This window comes from Devosia sp. P1_H9 (assembly GCF_056405135.1).
Map to the genome: position 1 here is coordinate 479,747 of NZ_JBFUCQ010000006.1, position 17,829 is coordinate 497,575.

The 17,829-nt window shown below is 65.8% G+C and carries 12 protein-coding genes; 9 read left to right on the forward strand and 3 right to left on the reverse strand.

From position 1 onward, the window contains the following. Window positions 1–30 precede the first annotated feature (30 nt). The 3 genes from AC1DYL_RS14805 (at window position 31) to nagA (ending at window position 3,134) form a co-directional block, all read left to right on the forward strand. Window positions 31–804: a GntR family transcriptional regulator gene (locus tag AC1DYL_RS14805; RefSeq protein ID WP_477173734.1), complete on the forward strand. Its 774-nt coding sequence runs from the start codon at window positions 31–33 to the stop codon at window positions 802–804. Between the two features lie 52 nt (window positions 805–856). Beyond that, window positions 857–1,867 (forward strand): SIS domain-containing protein, encoded by a 1,011-nt coding sequence (locus AC1DYL_RS14810; RefSeq protein ID WP_477151376.1) that lies wholly within the window; start codon window positions 857–859, stop codon window positions 1,865–1,867. 106 nt (window positions 1,868–1,973) lie between these two features. Then, the gene (gene nagA / locus AC1DYL_RS14815; RefSeq protein WP_477173735.1) at window positions 1,974–3,134 is read left to right on the forward strand and encodes an N-acetylglucosamine-6-phosphate deacetylase; all 1,161 of its coding nucleotides are present in this window, start codon (window positions 1,974–1,976) and stop codon (window positions 3,132–3,134) included. Window positions 3,135–3,350: 216 nt separating this feature from the next. Here nagA and AC1DYL_RS14820 read toward each other — a convergent pair whose 3' ends face one another. Further along, complete coding sequence (locus AC1DYL_RS14820) at window positions 3,351–4,094, reverse strand: SDR family oxidoreductase (protein WP_477173736.1); 744 nt, start codon at window positions 4,092–4,094, stop codon at window positions 3,351–3,353. Between the two features lie 102 nt (window positions 4,095–4,196). On the opposite strand from AC1DYL_RS14820, the gene AC1DYL_RS14825 reads away from it, so the two are divergent. The 4 genes from AC1DYL_RS14825 to AC1DYL_RS14840 all read left to right on the forward strand — a co-directional run bounded on the left by AC1DYL_RS14825 (window position 4,197) and on the right by AC1DYL_RS14840 (window position 12,609). Continuing rightward, window positions 4,197–5,957: a tetratricopeptide repeat protein gene (locus tag AC1DYL_RS14825; protein ID WP_477173737.1), complete on the forward strand. Its 1,761-nt coding sequence runs from the start codon at window positions 4,197–4,199 to the stop codon at window positions 5,955–5,957. 312 nt (window positions 5,958–6,269) lie between these two features. After that, entirely contained in the window at window positions 6,270–7,607 is a 1,338-nt protein-coding gene (locus AC1DYL_RS14830; protein ID WP_477173738.1) for a porin family protein, read from the forward strand. A 223-nt stretch (window positions 7,608–7,830) separates the two neighbouring features. Then, complete coding sequence (locus AC1DYL_RS14835) at window positions 7,831–11,190, forward strand: OmpA family protein (RefSeq protein ID WP_477173739.1); 3,360 nt, start codon at window positions 7,831–7,833, stop codon at window positions 11,188–11,190. A gap of 129 nt (window positions 11,191–11,319) precedes the next feature. Continuing rightward, window positions 11,320–12,609: a hypothetical protein gene (locus AC1DYL_RS14840; RefSeq protein WP_477173740.1), complete on the forward strand. Its 1,290-nt coding sequence runs from the start codon at window positions 11,320–11,322 to the stop codon at window positions 12,607–12,609. Window positions 12,610–12,611: 2 nt separating this feature from the next. On the opposite strand, the gene AC1DYL_RS14845 is transcribed toward AC1DYL_RS14840, so the two are convergent. Continuing rightward, a complete protein-coding gene (locus tag AC1DYL_RS14845; protein ID WP_477173741.1) occupies window positions 12,612–13,613 on the reverse strand; it encodes an alpha/beta fold hydrolase in 1,002 nt (333 codons plus the stop codon). A 12-nt stretch (window positions 13,614–13,625) separates the two neighbouring features. After that, complete coding sequence (locus AC1DYL_RS14850) at window positions 13,626–15,731, reverse strand: lytic transglycosylase domain-containing protein (RefSeq protein ID WP_477173742.1); 2,106 nt, start codon at window positions 15,729–15,731, stop codon at window positions 13,626–13,628. A gap of 299 nt (window positions 15,732–16,030) precedes the next feature. On the opposite strand from AC1DYL_RS14850, the gene dapA reads away from it, so the two are divergent. Further along, the gene (gene dapA / locus AC1DYL_RS14855; protein WP_477151214.1) at window positions 16,031–16,912 is read left to right on the forward strand and encodes a 4-hydroxy-tetrahydrodipicolinate synthase; all 882 of its coding nucleotides are present in this window, start codon (window positions 16,031–16,033) and stop codon (window positions 16,910–16,912) included. Window positions 16,913–16,945: 33 nt separating this feature from the next. Further along, a complete protein-coding gene (gene smpB / locus AC1DYL_RS14860) occupies window positions 16,946–17,410 on the forward strand; it encodes an SsrA-binding protein SmpB (protein WP_477151375.1) in 465 nt (154 codons plus the stop codon). Window positions 17,411–17,829 lie beyond the last annotated feature (419 nt).

The window sequence follows — 17,829 nt, forward strand, 5'->3', positions numbered from 1 at the left end:
ATCAGCGTTGGGTCGGTCCGGGACAGGCAATTGACCAGCAACAGCAACGCCATTTTCAGCGCCGAAACCATCATCCTGCCGCAGGGTGGGCCGCTTTACCTGCAGCTGAAGCGCTGGATCGAGAACGCCGTCGCCCGTGGCGTCATCAAGCCCGGCGATGCGCTGCCATCCGAGCGCGATCTCGCCGCCAAGGTCGAGGTCTCCCGCGTCACCGTGCGGAAGGCCGTGCAGCACCTGGTGCGCGACGGCGTGCTGATCCAGCGCCACGGCTCGGGCACATTCGTCGCTCCGCAGCAGAGCCGTGTCGAGCAGTCGCTGAGCCAGCTCACCTCCTTCACCGAGGATATGGCGCGCCGCGGCATGGCCGTCCGCGCCATCTGGCTCGATCGCGGCATTTACGATCCATCGCCGGACGAAACCGTGATCCTCGGCCTGTCACCCGGCGAGCGCGTCGCCCGGGTCGCGCGCCTCCGCCTCTCCGGCGACATGCCGCTAGCAATCGAACGGGCGGCCCTCTCGTCGGAAACGCTGCCCGATCCCGGCATGGTCGGCTCGTCGCTCTATTCTCATCTCGACAAGACCGGCAACCGCCCGGTCCGAGCCATACAGCGCATCCGCGCCGCCAATCTCGAGGAAGCCGACGCGCGTCTCCTCGAAATCCCCGTGGGCGCCGCCGCGCTCCACATCGAGCGTATCGCCTACCTCCCCTCCGGAAAGGTTGTGGAACTCACGCGCTCGGTCTATCGCGGCGACACCTACGATTTCGTCGCCGAATTGAGAGTGGGGGAGTCCCCCCGCAAGTGAACCCGAAGCCGTGAGTGGAACCGTGACCAGACCCGACGCCAACGCCAGCTACATGCGCCAGGAAGTGGAGGAGACCCCGGCCGCCATCGCCCGTCTGCTCTCCGAGGGCAAAGCCGATTTCGCCGCCGCCGGCAAGGCCCTCCGCGCCGCCGACCCGACGGCCATCGTCACCATCGCCCGCGGTTCCTCCGACCACGCCTCGTCGTTCCTCAAGTACGCCATCGAGTTGCTCGCCGGCGTGCCGGTCGCTTCCGTCGGTCCCTCGATCGTCTCGATCTACGGCCGCGAGTTGAAGCTCAAGGGCACAGCCGCCATCGCCATCTCCCAGTCGGGCAAGAGTCCCGACATCGTCGGCATGACTCAGTCGGCCAAGAGGAATGGCGCGCTCACCTTCGCGCTGACCAACACGCCGGATTCGCCACTGGCGCAGGCGTCCGACCAGACCATCGCGCTCCGCTCGGGTGAAGAGAAATCCGTCGCCGCCACCAAGACCTTCGTCGCCTCGGTCGTCGCCGGCCTCGGCCTTGTCGGAAACTGGTTGGAAGACAAGGCGCTGCTCGCGGCTCTGGAATCACTTCCTGAGGTACTCGAAGAGGCCGTCCACTGCGATTGGTCACCGCTGCTCGGCGCGCTCGACAAGCACCAGTCGCTCTATGTCCTGGGTCGCGGCCCGGCACTCGCCATCGCCAACGAAGCGGCGCTGAAGTTCAAGGAAACCTGTGGCATCCACGCCGAGGCCTATAGCGCCGCCGAGGTCATCCACGGCCCGGCCCGCATCGTGGAGCACCACTTCCCGGTGCTGGCGCTCGCCGCCCGCGACGCCGCCGAAGCGTCTGTCGCCGAGGTCGCCGAGCGGCTGGCGGGGCAGGGCGCCCGCGTCTTCATCACCTCGATCAACGCCCGCAACGCCGAACGCCTCCCGTTCGCCGCCTCCGGCCACGCCATCACCGACGCCCTGGCCCTGATCGTCAGCTTCTATGGCTTCGTCGAGGCCCTAAGCCGCCGCCGCGGCTTCGACCCCGACCGCCCGCCGCACCTCAAGAAGGTGACCGAGACGATCTAGGTCCACGCCGAAGCAGATGCTCGTCTCCCTCCCCCTTGCGGGGAGGGGACAGGGGTGGGGGTCCACAGCCACCAGCCGTCGAGTTCGTAATGTCAGGAATCGCCGAATGACCACCAAACAAGCCTTCACCGGAGCCCGCATCTTCGACGGCGCCGAGTGGCACGACCACATGGCGCTGGTTGTCGCCGACGGCGAGGTCGAGGGCCTGATCGCCGCCGACTCGCCCACCGACGCCATTCGCGTCCCCGTCGACGGCGCGATGCTTGTCCCCGGCTTCCTCGACCTGCAGGTCAACGGAGCCGGTGGCGCGCTGCTCAACGATACGCCGACGCTCGATGCCATCCGCACCATCTGCGCAACCCTGACGCAGTTCGGCTGCACCGCGTGCCTGCCGACGCTGATCACCGACACCGTGCCCAAGAACGAAGCCGTTATCGCCGCCGGCACCGCCGCGACCGAGCAGCACGTCCCCGGCTTCCTCGGCCTCCACCTCGAGGGCCCGCATCTGTCGGTGGCGCGCAAGGGCGCCCATGATCCCAACCTGATCCGCCCGATGGACGAGTCGGACCTGCAGCGGCTGCTCGCCGCAAAGCGCGCGCTCCCGACTCTTCTCATTACCGTCGCCGCCGAAACCGTTGGTCCGGAACAGATTTCCCGCCTCGCGGCAGCCGGCATCATCGTCAGCATCGGCCATTCCGACGCGACCTACGTGCAGGTCGCTGCCGCTGCCGAAGCCGGCGCGTCGATGGCTACGCACCTGTTCAACGCTCAGAGCCAGATCGGCAACCGCGAGCCGGGCGTCGTCGGCGCTGTGCTCGACCTGCCGGGCCTCGATGCCGGCCTCATCGCCGATGGCATCCACGTCCACCCGACATCGATCGGCATCGCGCTCCGTTCAAAGCGCGCCCCGGGCCAGATCTTCCTCGTCTCCGACGCAATGTCGATCACCGGCACGGACTGGACCGAGTTCGAGCTCACCGGCCGCACCGTCTATCGCAAGGACGGCGCCCTCCGCCTCGCCGACGGCACCCTCGCCGGCGCTGACCTGACCATGATCAACGCCGTCAAGTACATGCACGAAACGATCGGCGTCCCTCTCGACGAAGCCCTCCGCATGGCCAGCCTCTACCCCGCCCGCGCCATCCACGCCGCCGACCGCGGCCACCTGACCCAAGGCGCCCGAGCCGACTTCGCCGTACTGACGGATGATCTCACGATCCACTCAACCTGGATCGGCGGCGAGAAGGTGTTCGGGCCTGAGATATGAATGCGAGCGTGTCCCTCCCCCTTGCGGGGAGGGACAGGGGTGGGCGGATGAGGGGTATCGCATCGCTCGCGATGCGCGATCGGAGCGAAGCGACGGGCGACTGTCGGCACAAGAACTCACCACCGGCAGAAGTTCACAACCTACCGCCAGACTTTCACCGCCCCCGGCCTAGTCGAAAGCATCGATTTCCGTTCAGCCAGCGTTCATCAACGTGGTTTACCCGCGGCCGATATAAGGCATCGTCGTTGCCATCACCGTCATGAACTGCACATTCGCCTCGAGCGGCAGCCCGGCCATATAGAGAATCGCATCCACCACATGCTGCACGTCGAACGTCGGCTCCGGCTCCATCGTGCCGTTGGCCTGCAGCGATCCGGTGGTCATCCTGGCCGTCATGTCGGTGGCCGTATTGCCGATATCTATCTGCCCGCAAGCAATGCTAAAGGCCCGTCCGTCCAGCGAAATCGCCTTCGTCAGCCCGGTGATCGCATGCTTGGTGGCGGTGTAGGCGGCAGCCCCCGGCCGCGGCGCGTAGGCTGAAATCGAGCCGTTGTTGATGATCCGCCCACCCTGCGGCGACTGGTCCCGCATAGCCCTGAACGCCTCCCGGGCCACATAGAACGCCCCGTTGAGGTTCACATCCACCATGCCCTGCCAGGTCCCGATGTCGGTATCCCCAAAGCTGGCTTGCGGCGCAAACCGCCCGGCATTGTTGAACACCACATCGACGCGACCCAATTTCGCTTTGAGATCAGTGAAGTAGCGGTGCACCGCCGCGGGGTCAGTGACGTCGCAAGTGCCGCTATACCGGGCGCCGCTGAGCCGCGCTGTCTCGGCCAGCTCCACCTCGCGCCGCCCCAGAATCGCCACCCGATACCCGGCTTTCCCCAGCCCGATCGCCGTCGCCCGCCCAATTCCCGAGGTCGCGCCGGTCACCACCGCCACCTTGCCGTCTGTCATTTTAGTGTTACCCGCCCTTGTTTGCGCTCATATGGGCGACTACTTGCGGCATAGGCAAGGCAGCCATGTGCCGACACCCGCCCACCATCTAGACGGCCCCCAATGTCCTCACCGCGTCAGCCCTCGCCGAAAGGCGGGCAGAATCAGGCGATCTCGGATTTGCTGCAGAAGGGGCTGGCGCTGCACCAGTCCGGCCGCGCTGGCGAGGCTGCCAAGCTCTATGAGCAGGTACTGGCCCGCGACTCGAAGCAGCCGGCGGCCAACCACCTGCTGGGTCTGTTCCATCTTCAACAGGGACGCGCGGCCGACGCGGTGGAGCGGATTTCGCGCGCCGTAAAGGCCCGCCCCGATGACGCGCAGTATCTCGGTAACCTCGGCGTCGCGCTGAATGCTGCCGGCCGGAGCGCCGAGGCTGTCGATGTGCTGCAACGCGCCATTATGAAGAACATCGAGTTTGCCGAAGCCTTTTCCAATCTCGGCATGGCCTTCCGAAACCTCGGCCGGTTTGACGACGCGGTGACAGTCTATCGTCGCGCCGTCCGTCTGAAGCCGAACGAGGCCGGCTTCCATTTCAACCTCGCAAACTCGCTGCGCGACGCCGGCTATTTGTTCGACGCCGAATCCGCTTACCGCCGCGCTGTCCATCTGCGGCCGAACTACAGCGCCGCGATCAATGGCCTCGCCGTCATGCTGGATGGCCAGGGGCGGGCAAGCGAAGCTCTGAGCCTGGTCGAGGACGCGTTGCGCGTCCAGCCGAAGGACGCGCAGCTCCACCTCCGGCGCGCCCGTGCCCTCTATCATCAGAACCGCCTCGAGGACGCCGTCGAGAGCTTCGACCAGACCATCGCCCTGAACCCGGCCTTCGGTGAGGCACACCTGCATCGCTCATATGTCGTTCGGCACGAAACGCACGACGCTTCTGTAGACGCCATGCAGGCCCTCTTTCACGCCGACAGCGCTCCGGTTGAGGATCGCGTGTTTGCGGGTTTTGGCCTCGGCAAGGCACTCAGCGACCTGGGCGAGCACCACCAAGCGATCACCGTGTTCACCGAAGCTAACCGGATGAACCGGCAGGGCCTCACGTTCTCGCTCGATCGGGCCATCGGTGACCTGAAGCGCGATGTCGATCGGTTCGACGGCGTGGCAGGTCCACACAATAATGGCGGGTTTCGCGAGGCGATGCCGATCTTCGTCGTTGGCCTGCCGCGTGCCGGCAAGACCACGGTCGAGACGATTCTCTCTCGCCATCCGTCGGTGGCGGGAGCAGGGGAGCTGCCAACCATGACTCGGCTGGTGCGCGAGCTTCTGCTCCAGCAGCCCGACGTGGCGGTGGCTGATATCCCGCCCGACCGCTTCACCGAACTCGGGCGCGCCTACATGCGCGAGGCTCAGAGCCTCGTGCCGCCGGGGAAGACGGTGGTGGACACCATGCCGTCAAACTACCGCCACATCGGCTTCATCCGTCTCGCCATGCCCTATGCCCGGATCATCCGCTGCGTGCGGCCGCCCGCCGACCACAGCGTCGCGATCTTCGAAAAGCACCTGACCGGCAACGGGTATGAGTACTCGAGCGATATGGATGAACTCCAATCGTACCATGCTGCCTTCCGGGAGATGATGGATAGCTGGCACGCACGCTTCCCGGGCGGCATCTATGATATCGACCTGGGCAACCTGTCGCTCGATCGCCAGGGCGAAATCCGCAAACTGCTGGAATTCTGCGGGCTTCCCTGGAATGACGCGTGCATGGCCGAGGCGCGTTCCGAGCCTCAATACCGCGACTGGTCTCGCGACCGCATCGCCGCCAATCGAGCCGAACACATGGCGGCGTGGCGCGAGGTTCGTCCGCAGCTCTGGGGTTGAGACCCTTCCGAACCTCTCCGCGCCGGGCCTGGGGACTGCGCCCGGCGCCTCCGGTTCATAAGAGTTAAGGGTTGGTTTCCAAAGCTGTGCTGAATCTGCAACAGCCAGTCTGCAACCACCTTGGCGCTGCCCCAATTCAGCCATTCTGCGATTGCGCCTCCCAAACTCCTGCGTAGAGTGGGTAATGCGAATCCATGCATGGGATCGTTTGTCGGTCGCAAACGCGACGACAACACACACAAGAGTGTGGTCGCGTTTCGACAAACCGCCGGGCAACTGGCAAAAACGAATGACTGACTTTGGAGGTCAATAATGAAAATCAGGAGCCTTCTTCTGGGTTCTTTGGCGGTTGCGGGTCTCTCGACCGGCGGTGCCTACGCGGCCGATCTCGGCGTTCTGACGTCGCTTGACGTTTGCGACGCTCTGGGCCTGTCGGGTCTGACGATCTCGTCCGACACCAACTGCCTGCAGATCACCGGCGAAGTGAAGTACAAGTTCACCTGGGGTGACTATCGCCTCGGCTTCCCGGGCTACCGCGTCGACGTCGAGACGATGGCCGGCGACTTCAACCTTCCCGAGGGCAACGGTTCGAACGACTGGCAGTCGCGCTTTGACGCCTGGATCAAGTTCGTTGCTACCGCCGACTCCGACTTTGGTCCGGCCAAGGCCGTCCTGAAGCTCAAGGAAGTGGACCACGCGCGCACCGACAACGAGGTCGACGTGTCCCCGGGTAGTTCTGATACGGGCGGCGTCGTTCTCGATGAAGCCTACGTCTCGATCGGCGACACCACTGTCATCATGGCGGGCAAGAAGGGCTCGATCATGAAGAAGGGCGACGACGAGCCGCTGAACTGGCTTGGTCTGTTCAACTCCGAGAAGGTTGACCTCGGCGTGAACTGGAAGGGTGAATCTGCGGGCGCCGATCTCGCCGACGGTGGTCATGTCATCCAGGTCGTTTCCGATCTCGGCAATGGCGTCTCCATCGGTGCTGGTCTCGAAAAGCTCGACAACAGCGTCGCGTCGCGTGCTGGCACTGCTGTTGGTGTGATTTCGTATGCCGGTGAAGGCATCTCGGCTCACTTGACCGTTGCTGCTGAAGGTGTGCTCGATGGCGACGTCGAGGCTTGGGGTGCGCACGCTGGCTTTGCCGGTACGTTCGACAACTTCAAGGTCGTGCTCGCTGGTGCCTACGGTCACGATGACGACCGTCCGGCCGCTCTCGAGGACTACTGGAACGTGCTGGCGTCGGCTTCGGCCACGTTCGACATGTTCACGATCGCTGCCTCGTTCGAAGCAGCTGATGACGGCGTGGGCACCGACTACGGTGCGGGTGCGTCGCTGTCTGCCGCTGTCACCGACGGCGTGACCCTGAACCTCGGCGCTCGCTGGTACCACGAAGACGTGGCCGACGACGACAACTACCAGGTTGCGGCTTCTGTCGCTGCCGCGGTTACCGAGACGATCACCCTCACCGGCGAAGTTGGCTACCTGAACGACGATACCGGCGATGGCCCGGTGGACGATCTGTTCTACGGTTCGGCCAAGCTGGCTTGGGCTCCGGGCGGTGGTTACACCTCCTCGATCAAGGGCACCGTCACTTCGGAAGACGGCTACAAGATCGAGTCCGAGTTCAAGAAGACCTTCGAGTAAGCCTTACGGCCCAATCGGAATGGAAAGGCCCGGCGTCAGCCGGGCCTTTCTGCTTTTTGAGGCGTTCACAATGTGGTCAGCCCCCGTTCATCTGGCCTCAATTATCCGTTCATCTGAGCATTCGGAAATCGTCAGTGGCGTTGTCGCACTTCTCCGATTCACTGATTGACGCTATGGCTCATCGTCGGCATGGCGCCGGCATTATTCTTCTTCCGGGGGCGGTATGAGCGGCATTTTCCTGCGCTGGGGTGTTCCAGCTTTCGTCACGGTGATCGGCGGCACGATCGCCGCCATCGCGACGAGCGGCAGCGCCATCCCGCCGGATCTCGCCACCCGCGCCGCAGCCGTCATTGCCGCACCCGAATACGACTGGGCCAAGATCAGTTTCGACATGCGCGATGCGACACTCACCGGCACGGCGACCACCCAGGCTATGATCGACGAGGTGGTTGCGAGGGTCGCCGCCGTGCATGGCGTCCGCGCGGTCACCTCGAATGTCGTGTTAGCTGAGTATGTTAGCCCATTTCCTTTCATCGCCACGGTAGAAGCCGGCACGATTACCCTGTCCGGCGGTCTGCCCGACGAAGAGGCGCGCACCGAACTCCTGGCCGCGGCGGGAGAGGGTGCTCGCGACAAGACCCGGCTGATGTCGGGAGCCCCAAATCGCGCGAGTTGGATCGCCGCGGTCGACTACGCTCTGGACTATGCCACGCAGCTCGACGAAGGCGAGGTGGCGCTGGCCGACCTCGATCTTACGATTACTGGACGTGCGAAGTCTGCCGAAGCCTACGACGCGCTCATGAAAGTTGGCGCGAAGGCGGCGCCGCCCGCCGTGAACGTGTCGTTCCGCGATGTACAGCCGGCACTGCAGTCGCCATTCGAGTGGCGCGCGGAATATGACGGGCGGCGCGTTACCCTGTCGGGTGCCACACCCAGCGAGCAGCTCGTTGCGGAGCTGGAGGCGCTTGTTCCGTCGGGCATGGGCGTCTCAACCAGCCTCGTCCTGGCCTCCGGGGCGCCGGCCGAGTTCGCGCCATCGGCGAAGGTGCTGTTGGAGAATCTGCTGAAGCTGGAGAGTGGTAGCGCCACAATCTCCGATTCTACGTCAGCGCTGTCGGGCTCCCCAGCGGACCCCGCTACGGCGGAGGCGGTGCGTGTGGCCATGACCCCGTCGGGCGCCACGGTCAACCTGGGGCCGCCGCATGTCGGGGAGTATTGGCTCAGCGCCGAGCGCGGCGCCGGTGGCATCGTGCTGGACGGGTTTGTCCCGGACGCCGCCATGCGTGACCGGCTCGAGGCGCTAGACGGCATCGATGCGGCTGGCCTCGATCTCGGACGGGGAGCACCCGAGCGGTTCGAGTCCGGCGTCGATTTCGTCATCAATGCGCTTCGTCAAATGAGCGAGGGTCATGCCGCGATCCAGGGCACGATCATCACGCTCGAAGGCCGGGCTGCGACCGTGGCGGATTTCACGGCGATCGAAACCACGCTCGAGCTCGGGGCGCCACAGGGGCTGATCCTGGCTACGGCCACCGTCAAGCCGCCGCTCGCAACGCCCTTCACGTTTGCGGCCGAGAAGTCGGCCGATGGCCAGCTTTCTCTAACGGGATATGTCCCGAGCACGGCTGTTCGCAAGGTGCTGCTCGGCAAATTGCCCTCAGCGAAAGATGCGACGATCATCGCCGACGGTAACCCCGCCGATTTCGAGGCGGCGGCGCTCAAGGCGCTCAGCGTCCTGCCGCTGCTCGATAGCGGCAAGGTCAGCTACGACGGGGCAAGCTGGAGCCTGACCGGCGCAGTGGATACGCCGCAGAAGGCGTTCGCGGCCGAGTCGGCCTTCGCGGACACCGGTTTGCGGGCCGCTGGCTGGACCTACACCGTCAACCTGCCAGGGGCCGCGGATGTTGCCGCGCTTCCGGTTGTGGATCCTTACATCTGGCGTGCCCAGAAGTCGGCCAACGGCAGCATCACATTTGCAGGGTTCGTGCCGACCGAACAACTAAAGCGCTACCTCGCCGGCCATGCCGGCACGAGCGTCGTCGATGGGACCGCGCTTGGGGCCGGCGCGCCGGAAGGTTTCATTCCCGCCGCGATAGGCGGGCTCGATGCCTTGCTGGCGATGGACGAGGGAACTTTCGCGCTTTCCGCCGGCAACTGGTCGCTGATCGGCAAAGTTCCCACCACCGCCGACCGTCACGGCATCGAGAAGTCGCTCCGTGGCGCAGCAGATATCTCGGCTTGGCATGTGGCGATCCAGGCCGCGGATGCGGCTTCGGTTGTCGCGCCGTTTGTCTGGTCGGCGGTCAAGGCGGCCGACGGCAGCTTCACCCTGTCCGGCTATGTGCCAACCGAGCAGCTGCGCAGCTTCGCGACGGTGCGCGCCGGCAAGGTCGCCAAGGACACCACGCTGGTCGGTTCGGGCGAGCCGGAGGGGTTCATCGCCGATGCACTGGCGGGGCTTGATGCGCTACTGAGCCTCGAAAGCGGCGAGGTCAAATATGACGGGAGCACGTGGTCGATTTCGGGCCAGCCGGTGACGACTGCTGCCCTTGATGCTGCCAAGGCTGCCCTGGCGACGACCTCGAACGGTGGTGCCGGATGGAAGCAGGCGTTTGCCGAGCCGACCCAGCCCGCTTTGCCCGAGCCCGCCGTGGCCGAGCCGGTGCCTGCGGTCGCTGAGACGCCTGCTGAGGCCGAGCAGTCCGCGGAACCCGAGGTCGCGGTAGAGCCGGCGCCCGAGGCCGAAATTGCAGCGGCTCCCGCTGAGCAAGCGCCCGCAGCAGAGCCGGAGCCCGAAGCGGCGCCGGCGGAGACCGACGTCGCCGCAGCCGAGCCAGTTCCGGCCACGCCCGAGGTTGCGCCGACGGTTCGCAACTTCGTATTCGACGCCAAGAAGCCGCTCGGCGGGCCGATCACCTTCACCGGATCCGTGCCAGCCGAGCCGATGCGCCGGCACCTTGCGGTGATCACCGGTGGGGAGCCGTCTGAGGCTCTCACTATCGGTAGCGGCTTGCCCGCCGATTTCGTCGGCAGCGCCGATGCCGGCAGCCGCGCACTGGCGCTGCTCGCAGACGGCGAGTTCGGGCTGGACGGTGATAAGTGGGTGTTCGCAGGACGCGCCGAGACCGAAGCGGACCGGCAGGCTGCCCTCAGTGCCCTGGCTGCTGTGCCGACGCTGGACCAGTGGGAGACCAACGTCACGCTGCTGCCGCCGCTCGCCGTCTGCCAGGAGAAGGTCGGAGCGTTTGCCGCTCGCAACGCCATCCTGTTCCAGTCGGGCAGCGCCCGGATCGCCGATCAATCGCTGCCGGCCGTCGATGAGCTGGCGGGGTATTTGGCCATCTGCCCGGAGGCGACCGTGAACGTCGAAGGACACACCGACGCCGACGGCGATGATGAGGCGAACCTGGCGCTCTCCGTCTCGCGCGCCGAGGCCGTGGTCGATGCGCTGATTCTGCGCGGTATTGGCCCCGAGCGCCTGTATGCCATCGGCTATGGCGAGAGCCTGCCGATTGCCAGCAATGAGACGCGCGCCGGCAAGCAGGCCAACCGCCGCATCGCCTTCACTCTCGCTGACGAGTAACGGCCGCACGATGACCCTCGATTCGCTGATCTATCTGCTCGAAGTGTATTGGCCGTTCGTCCTCGGGGCGGGGGCGATCGGCCTGGGTACCGGCTGGCTGTCTGTCGGCGGACGGAAGGGCTGAGCTGCATGCTGAATCCGGCCCACATCCTTGAAATCGCGTTGCTTCTGCTGGTCGCCTTCCTGCTCGGCGCCAGCATCGGCTCCGTTGCGCGATTGGCTGTTCTGCGGCTGACCCACCCCAAGGTGGCAGTGCCATCGCCGGTGGTGGGCGTCGCCCCCGTCGAGGCGGCGGCACCCGCACTGGTCGCTACTCCCGTAATCGAGCCGATGTCGAAGCCAGCAGCCCCGGCCGTACCAGCTGACACCCCGGCGGTCGATTTCACCGAGGCGTTGCTGGCCTTGGCCGGAGACAAACCCGGTAGCGCGGCCCCTCTGCGGGCGATCAGGATGCCGACGCTCGCACCGTTGCCCGGCTCCGAGGCTGCCAAGCCGGTAGCAGAGATGGCGCCGGCGCGTGCCGCTGGCGCCACGACGTCCGGACGTCTGATTGCGCATCCGCACGTGGCGGCTGAGCCTGCGCGCACGGAGACAGCCAGCGGTGCCGGGGCGGACGTGATCCCGTTCCCGGTTGAGAAGCAGGTCGGCGAGAAGGCAGAAGAGCCGTCCGCTTCGGTGGCTGCGGAGCCGGAGCCTCAAGTCGAAGCTCCGGTCGAGCAGGTCCATGCCGTCGCGGAACCGGAGGTGGTGGTCGCCCAAGATCTTACCGATGTCCCTGAGATTCCGGGCACGCAAGCACAGGCCGTCGTCGCCGCGATCCCGGAGACTACGGCGGAGCCAGCGCCTACGATTGTTGCGCCGATTGCCGCCGAGCCGTCCGAGCCCGAGCCGGTGGCTGCTGCGCCCATTTCCGTTGAACAACCAGTCCCTGAGCCTGCCGCGCCGGATGCCGCTGCGGAGGATGATGAGGCGGCGGCTATGCGGGCTATCGAGGGCAACTGGTCGCCACGTCGGAGCACCGCCGGCAGGGCACGCAAAGCCGCGCTTCCGGAAACGTCCGGCGATGAAGCGGTTGCTGCATCCGGCGTTGCCGTTGACGCAGCCACTCAGGCGGTAAGCGCGGCGATCATATCCGAGCCGCAAGAGATGCCGGGCAAGCCAATCGGCCTCGCCGCTCCCCGACACGGCGTGAAGGACGATTTGACTCATGTCATCGGTATCCTGCCGATCATCGAGACGGCGCTGAATCGGCTGGGGCTGTACCACTTCGATCAGGTGGCGGAGTTGACCGATGAGAACGCCGGCTGGATCGAGGTGCATCTTGGCATTGCCGGGCGGATAGGCCGCGAGCACTGGCGCGAGCAGTCACGGGAGCTTGCGGTGGCCGCAGCCACCTCAAAGAAAGCAGCAGGGCGGTAGGTTCAGGCCGCCTTGGCTCGCCGCTTGACCAGCCGGCGCACGAATTCGGCGATCGGCCCGACATCTTCGGGCGTGTTGAGCAGGGCAGGGGATCCCGACCCCTCAATCACATAGCCCTCGGCATCACGGCGGCGGCGCAGCATTTCTTCGAACGTCTCACGCCGTACCTGCTCCGTCAGCTGCGTGCGCATCAGCATCAGTGGCGCACTTCCCAGGGCATCGTAGAGCTTCCACTGCGGCACGAGGATATCGTCGTGCTCGAACGCCTCGAGCAGGCCCATCAGGTGCGGATCGAAGAGCGCGTGGACCCGGTTGCGCTTGTCGAGATAGTGGGTCCGAGCCGCCAGCACATCCAGCAGCCCTTCCGTAGCCGCCGGGTAGTCTGGCGCCAGCATGCGGCGAGACATGGCGCGGAAACCCGCCTCGGAGCGGTTGCCCTGCAAATCCTTGAGGTTGTTGCGCAGTCGAACCAGGCCGCGCGGATCGGAGACCGGGCCGGCGTCGATCAGCACGGCGCCTGCGACCAGGTTGGGGCGCTCCGCAGCGAGCGCCATCACCACTTGGCCGCCATAGCCATGGCCGACAAAGATGCCTCCGTCGACGGCGAGGGCGGCCATGACCTGGATCAGATCGAGCGCATCGACGGTCGAGATGTAGCGGGACTTGTCCGTGCGATCGCTGGAGCGGCCGCGCCCCTTGAGGTCGACCAAGACCACCGGCCAGTCGTCGCCGAATACGCGGTGGAAATGGTTCGCGAAATCGCTGAAGTCCGTCATGTTGCGCTGGTAGCCGGGCACGCAGACCAGCGGGATGCGTCCCGTCGCGAGGCGACCCGAGACGTGCACCGCCATCAGCTCATCGGCCGGCCCGACCGCGTAGCGTGTCACCGGCAGGGTCGCAAAGCTGCGGTAGTCTTCGGGCGTGGTGCGCGGGCTGGAGAACATCATCGACAGAGAGATAGCAGACTTTCGAGGCACCCCAAGCAGGGCCGTGAGCTCTTCCACGTCTTGCTGTGGCTAGCCGGGGATCTTTCGGAGCGCGCTATCGATGCCGAGGTCGTCCTTGCCCAATCGCGCGCGGTAGACCAGGTAGTTGCCGAGCACCCGCTGCACGTATTTGCGGGTTTCCTGCACCGGGATCAGTTCCACCCAGACTACCGGGTCGATGGCATCCGAGCGCGGGTCGCCGAAGGTGGCGATCCACTTGCGGGCATTGCCGGCGCCGGCGTTGTAGGCGGCCGCGGCGAGGAGGAGCGAGCCGTCGAAGCGCTCGAGCTGCGCCTTGAGATAGGTCGAGCCGAGCAGGGCATTGTATTCGCCGTCGCTGGTGAGGCGGCTCGCTGAGTATTTGACCCCCAGCTTGCCTGCGGTTTCCTTGGCGGTAGCGGGCATCAGCTGCATGAGGCCGCGGGCGCCAGCTGACGATATGGCGTCGACCTGGAAGCGGCTTTCCTGGCGGGTGATCGCGTAGATGGCGGCATGGTCCATCGAGGCGAGCTTGGTGCTGGGCAAGCCGTCCTTGGGGAAGTTGAACAGATCCAGCGGCGTGCCGCGGCGTTCGGCAGCGTCCGCGATGGCGATGGCCACGTGATGCGAGCCGAGTGCCTGCGCCAGGCGGGCGGCGAGCAGCATGCTGGCGCCGTCCTCGAGACCGGGGGCAAAGCTGTCGAGTAGCGGGATCGCCATGTCCTTGTGGCCGTTATCGGCAAGGAGGCGGACCGCGCGCACCAGCTCGCGGCTCTCGAAACCGGCCTCGGCTTCCTTCCAGGCTGGCATGTCGCGGATCTCGACGGGCTTGAGGCCGAGCGCCGAGCGAGCTAGCTGGCCGTAGTAGATGGTGCCGTACGCGGCGGCTCTGCCGTAGGCGGCCTTGGCGCCCTTGTCGTCGCCGAGCGCCGTCAGGGCACGGCCCAGCCAGTAGTTGGCCTGGGTGACGGAGTCGGGCAGGGTCGCATTTTCGGCCATCGCCGCGAAGTGCGGGGCGGCGGCCTTGGCGTCGCGGAGGAACGACAGCGCGATCCAGCCGGCATGGAAATGCGCTTCCACCAGCCGGCCGTCCGGACCTTCGCGATATCCGTCGGCGGCGCGATAGGCCCGCTTCACTTCGCCCAGCGCCAGCAGCTGGCGGCTCAGGGTGCGGCGTTCGTACCAGAATTCCTCGGAATCGGGTGGGACCCCCTTGGCCTTGTCGAGCCACTTGATGGCGTCGTCCCACAGTTCGAACTGCCGGGCGCGCTGGGCGCGGCTGAACAGGTAGACCGGGTTCGAGTGCATCGACGGATCGACCGCGTCGAGCAGCTTCTTGGCGGTCTTGGCGTTGCGGGAAACGGCGTTGCGGGCGAGGGCCAGCGACTTCTGCGCCGGGGTCATGAACTTGATCAGCCGTTCGACGCCGGTGGCGCGGTCGTGCATCATCAGGTGGACGGCACGGGCCCAGTGCGCATCGCGATCGATGAGGCTGCCGAGCTTGTCGAGCACCCGGGCCTCGGTGGCCTTGTCGAGGAAGTTCTCGGTCCAGATAGCGCGGGCGATGCGCGCCGCGCGGTCCTTCTGGCCATCGGCGACATAGGCCTGGGCAAGAGCGATCTGCGCGGACAGCGTGGTGGGCATGGCGCCGCCGAGCTGCTTGATTAGCGTCGCGTTGTCGGCCTTTTCCCTGATCAGCGCCTGCTCGAGACGGGTCTTGAACACGGGGGCGGTGGCGAAATCCGGTGCGTCGGCAATGAAGCTCTGAACTGCGGCGGCGGGAACATCGCCTTCGCCGTTATAGATCGCGGCCCACTGGATGGCGTGACGCTCGGCCGTGTTGGTGAAGCTGCGGGCGAGCTCATAGGCGTCGGCATGCTTGCCGTCGGCGAGGAGTTCGAGGGCCTGCTTGAACGGGGTCGAGCTGTCGGTGGTGGCGGCGGGCACCTTGGCTTCGATCGAGCCGGTGGTGACGGGGTCGAGCAGCGACGCTTCAACGGCGGGCTGCAGGGCATGGCGCGCAACCGGCACGACGACGTCGGCGGTGGGCTTGTCATTGGCGCGTGACAACAGGATCGGCAGCAATGCAGCGCCGATCACGCCTACGGCGAGAATACCTGCGGCGGCTAGGCGACGAGCGCCCCGCGCAACGACCATGGTAACCGTCCTGTTGGTCCTCGGTACACGTCCAACAAGGTGCCCCCACCCTTGCAGCAGCCATAGGTTCGCACGGTGCCCGTGAACTTTTGGTTAGCCACTCGGTCCTTGTGGGTGTGCGTCGCGCCCTCTGTCGACAGCTTGCTTGTCGCGCCGCACGAGAAAAACTATGGTGCGCGACTGTGGCTCCCCGATGATCGGGATGTGGCCACATTCTGGCCAGCGATGTAGTCGATTGGCCGTTCATCACAGCCGCGACCGCCCGGGGCGGCGCCCATACCGACGAGGAATTGCCTGAAATGTTGCGAGGCTCGATCACAGCGCTCATCACTCCGTTCGCGAACGGGGCGCTGGACGAGAAAGCCTTCAGCCATTTCGTCGACTGGCAAATCAATGAGGGTTCGCACGGCCTTGTACCGGTCGGTACCACCGGCGAGAGCCCGACCGTCAGCCACGAGGAGCACCGCCGGGTCATCGAAATCTGCGTCGAGGTGACGGCCAAGCGCGTTCCGGTGATCGCCGGCGCGGGCTCGAACTCGACGGCGGAGGCAGTGTCGCTCGCCCGCTTTGCCGAGGAAGTCGGCGCCGATGCGGTGCTCTCGGTCGTGCCGTACTACAACAAGCCGACCCAGGAGGGGATGTTCCAGCACTTCTCCGCCGTGGCTTCGGCGACCTCGCTGCCGATCGTTCTCTACTCCGTCCCCGGCCGGACCGTGGTCGACCTGAGCGTCGACACCATCGTCCGCCTGCGCGAAGCTCATCCCAACATCATCGGGGTGAAGGACGCCACGGCGAACATGGAACGCGCCAGCATGCAGCGAATGCGGCTCGGCGCCGATTTCATCCTGCTCTCGGGCGAGGACATGACGGCGCTCGGCTTTAACGCGCATGGCGGGCACGGCTGCATTTCGGTGACGTCGAACGTCGCGCCGCGGCTCAGCGCGCTGTTCCAGAATGCCTGCCAGCAGGGCAACTTCGCCGAGGCGCTGGCGCTCCAGGACAAGCTGGTGCCGCTGCACCGCGCGCTGTTCCTCGAGAACAATCCCGGCGGCGTGAAGTACGCGGCCTTCAAGCTCGGGCTCTGCCAGAACGAGTTCCGCCTGCCAGTGGTGCCGGTGTCGAGGGACAACGAGAAGGCGATCGATCTCGCCTTGTCGCATGCGGGGTTGCTCCCCAACTAACTCCCTATGGCAAAGACACCCAACAAACCGGCGATGATCGTCACCGGCCCGATCGCGGAGAACCGCAGGGCCCGGTATGACTATGAGATCACCGACACGCTCGAGGCCGGCATCGTCCTGACCGGCACCGAGGTGAAGTCGCTGCGCATCGGCAAGGCCCAGATCACCGAGGCCTACGCCTCGCCGGAGCGCGGTGAGTTGTGGCTGATCAACGCGCATATCCCGGAATACCTGCAGGCCAACCGCTTCAACCATGAGGAGAAGCGGCCGCGGAAACTGCTGGTGAAGAAGAAGGACCTGGCCCGACTGAGCCAGGACGTCGAGCGTGCCGGCAACACCATCGTGCCGATGAAGCTCTATTTCAACGAGCAGGGCCGGGCGAAGCTGCTGATCGGCGTCGGCAAGGGCAAGAAGAGCTTCGACAAGCGCGAGACCGAGCGCAATCGGGATTGGAACCGCGATAAGTCGCGCATCATGAAAGAGGGCGGGCGCGGGTAGAAGACTGCGGGCGCTTGCATAAGCTCCACCCTCACCGGCCGTCATCCCGGCGAAAGCCGGGACCCAGTTACAGCACGTTCCAATTGCTCGGAACTCGCCGACCTTGCCACCTCGCCGCGAAAGACCGGCGCGGCCCGTACCAACCCAGCCGTCTGAGCAGTGGGTCCCGGCTTTCGCCGGGATGACGGCTGGTGCGGTGGAGTGACTGAGGCACACTGATGCATCCGACAGCCCACCGGGCTTCGGAGGTTTCAAAGAGCCGTTCCCGGGAGGGAACGAAGCGGGACCGGCGAGGCGTTTGCCCCGTAGCGGTAGTCCGCGAATGAATGAGGCTCACGCCTCGCCGGCCGGCCGGGGTTTTGGGCCTATGCCACCAGTGCCGGGGCGCATCCCCTGCCGCATCGCGAGAACGTGGGACC

Excerpts from the sequence above, each read along its gene's own strand:
- smpB (WP_477151375.1), top strand. The coding sequence starts at position 16,946 with ATGATCGTCACCGGCCCGATCGCGGAGAACCGCAGGGCCCGGTATGAC.
- dapA (WP_477151214.1), top strand. The coding sequence starts at position 16,031 with ATGTTGCGAGGCTCGATCACAGCGCTCATCACTCCGTTCGCGAACGGG.
- nagA (WP_477173735.1), top strand. The coding sequence starts at position 1,974 with ATGACCACCAAACAAGCCTTCACCGGAGCCCGCATCTTCGACGGCGCC.
- AC1DYL_RS14850 (WP_477173742.1), bottom strand. The coding sequence starts at position 15,731 with ATGGTCGTTGCGCGGGGCGCTCGTCGCCTAGCCGCCGCAGGTATTCTC.
- AC1DYL_RS14810 (WP_477151376.1), top strand. The coding sequence starts at position 857 with ATGCGCCAGGAAGTGGAGGAGACCCCGGCCGCCATCGCCCGTCTGCTC.
- AC1DYL_RS14840 (WP_477173740.1), top strand. The coding sequence starts at position 11,320 with ATGCTGAATCCGGCCCACATCCTTGAAATCGCGTTGCTTCTGCTGGTC.
- AC1DYL_RS14825 (WP_477173737.1), top strand. The coding sequence starts at position 4,197 with ATGTCCTCACCGCGTCAGCCCTCGCCGAAAGGCGGGCAGAATCAGGCG.
- AC1DYL_RS14820 (WP_477173736.1), bottom strand. The coding sequence starts at position 4,094 with ATGACAGACGGCAAGGTGGCGGTGGTGACCGGCGCGACCTCGGGAATT.
- AC1DYL_RS14830 (WP_477173738.1), top strand. The coding sequence starts at position 6,270 with ATGAAAATCAGGAGCCTTCTTCTGGGTTCTTTGGCGGTTGCGGGTCTC.
- AC1DYL_RS14835 (WP_477173739.1), top strand. The coding sequence starts at position 7,831 with ATGAGCGGCATTTTCCTGCGCTGGGGTGTTCCAGCTTTCGTCACGGTG.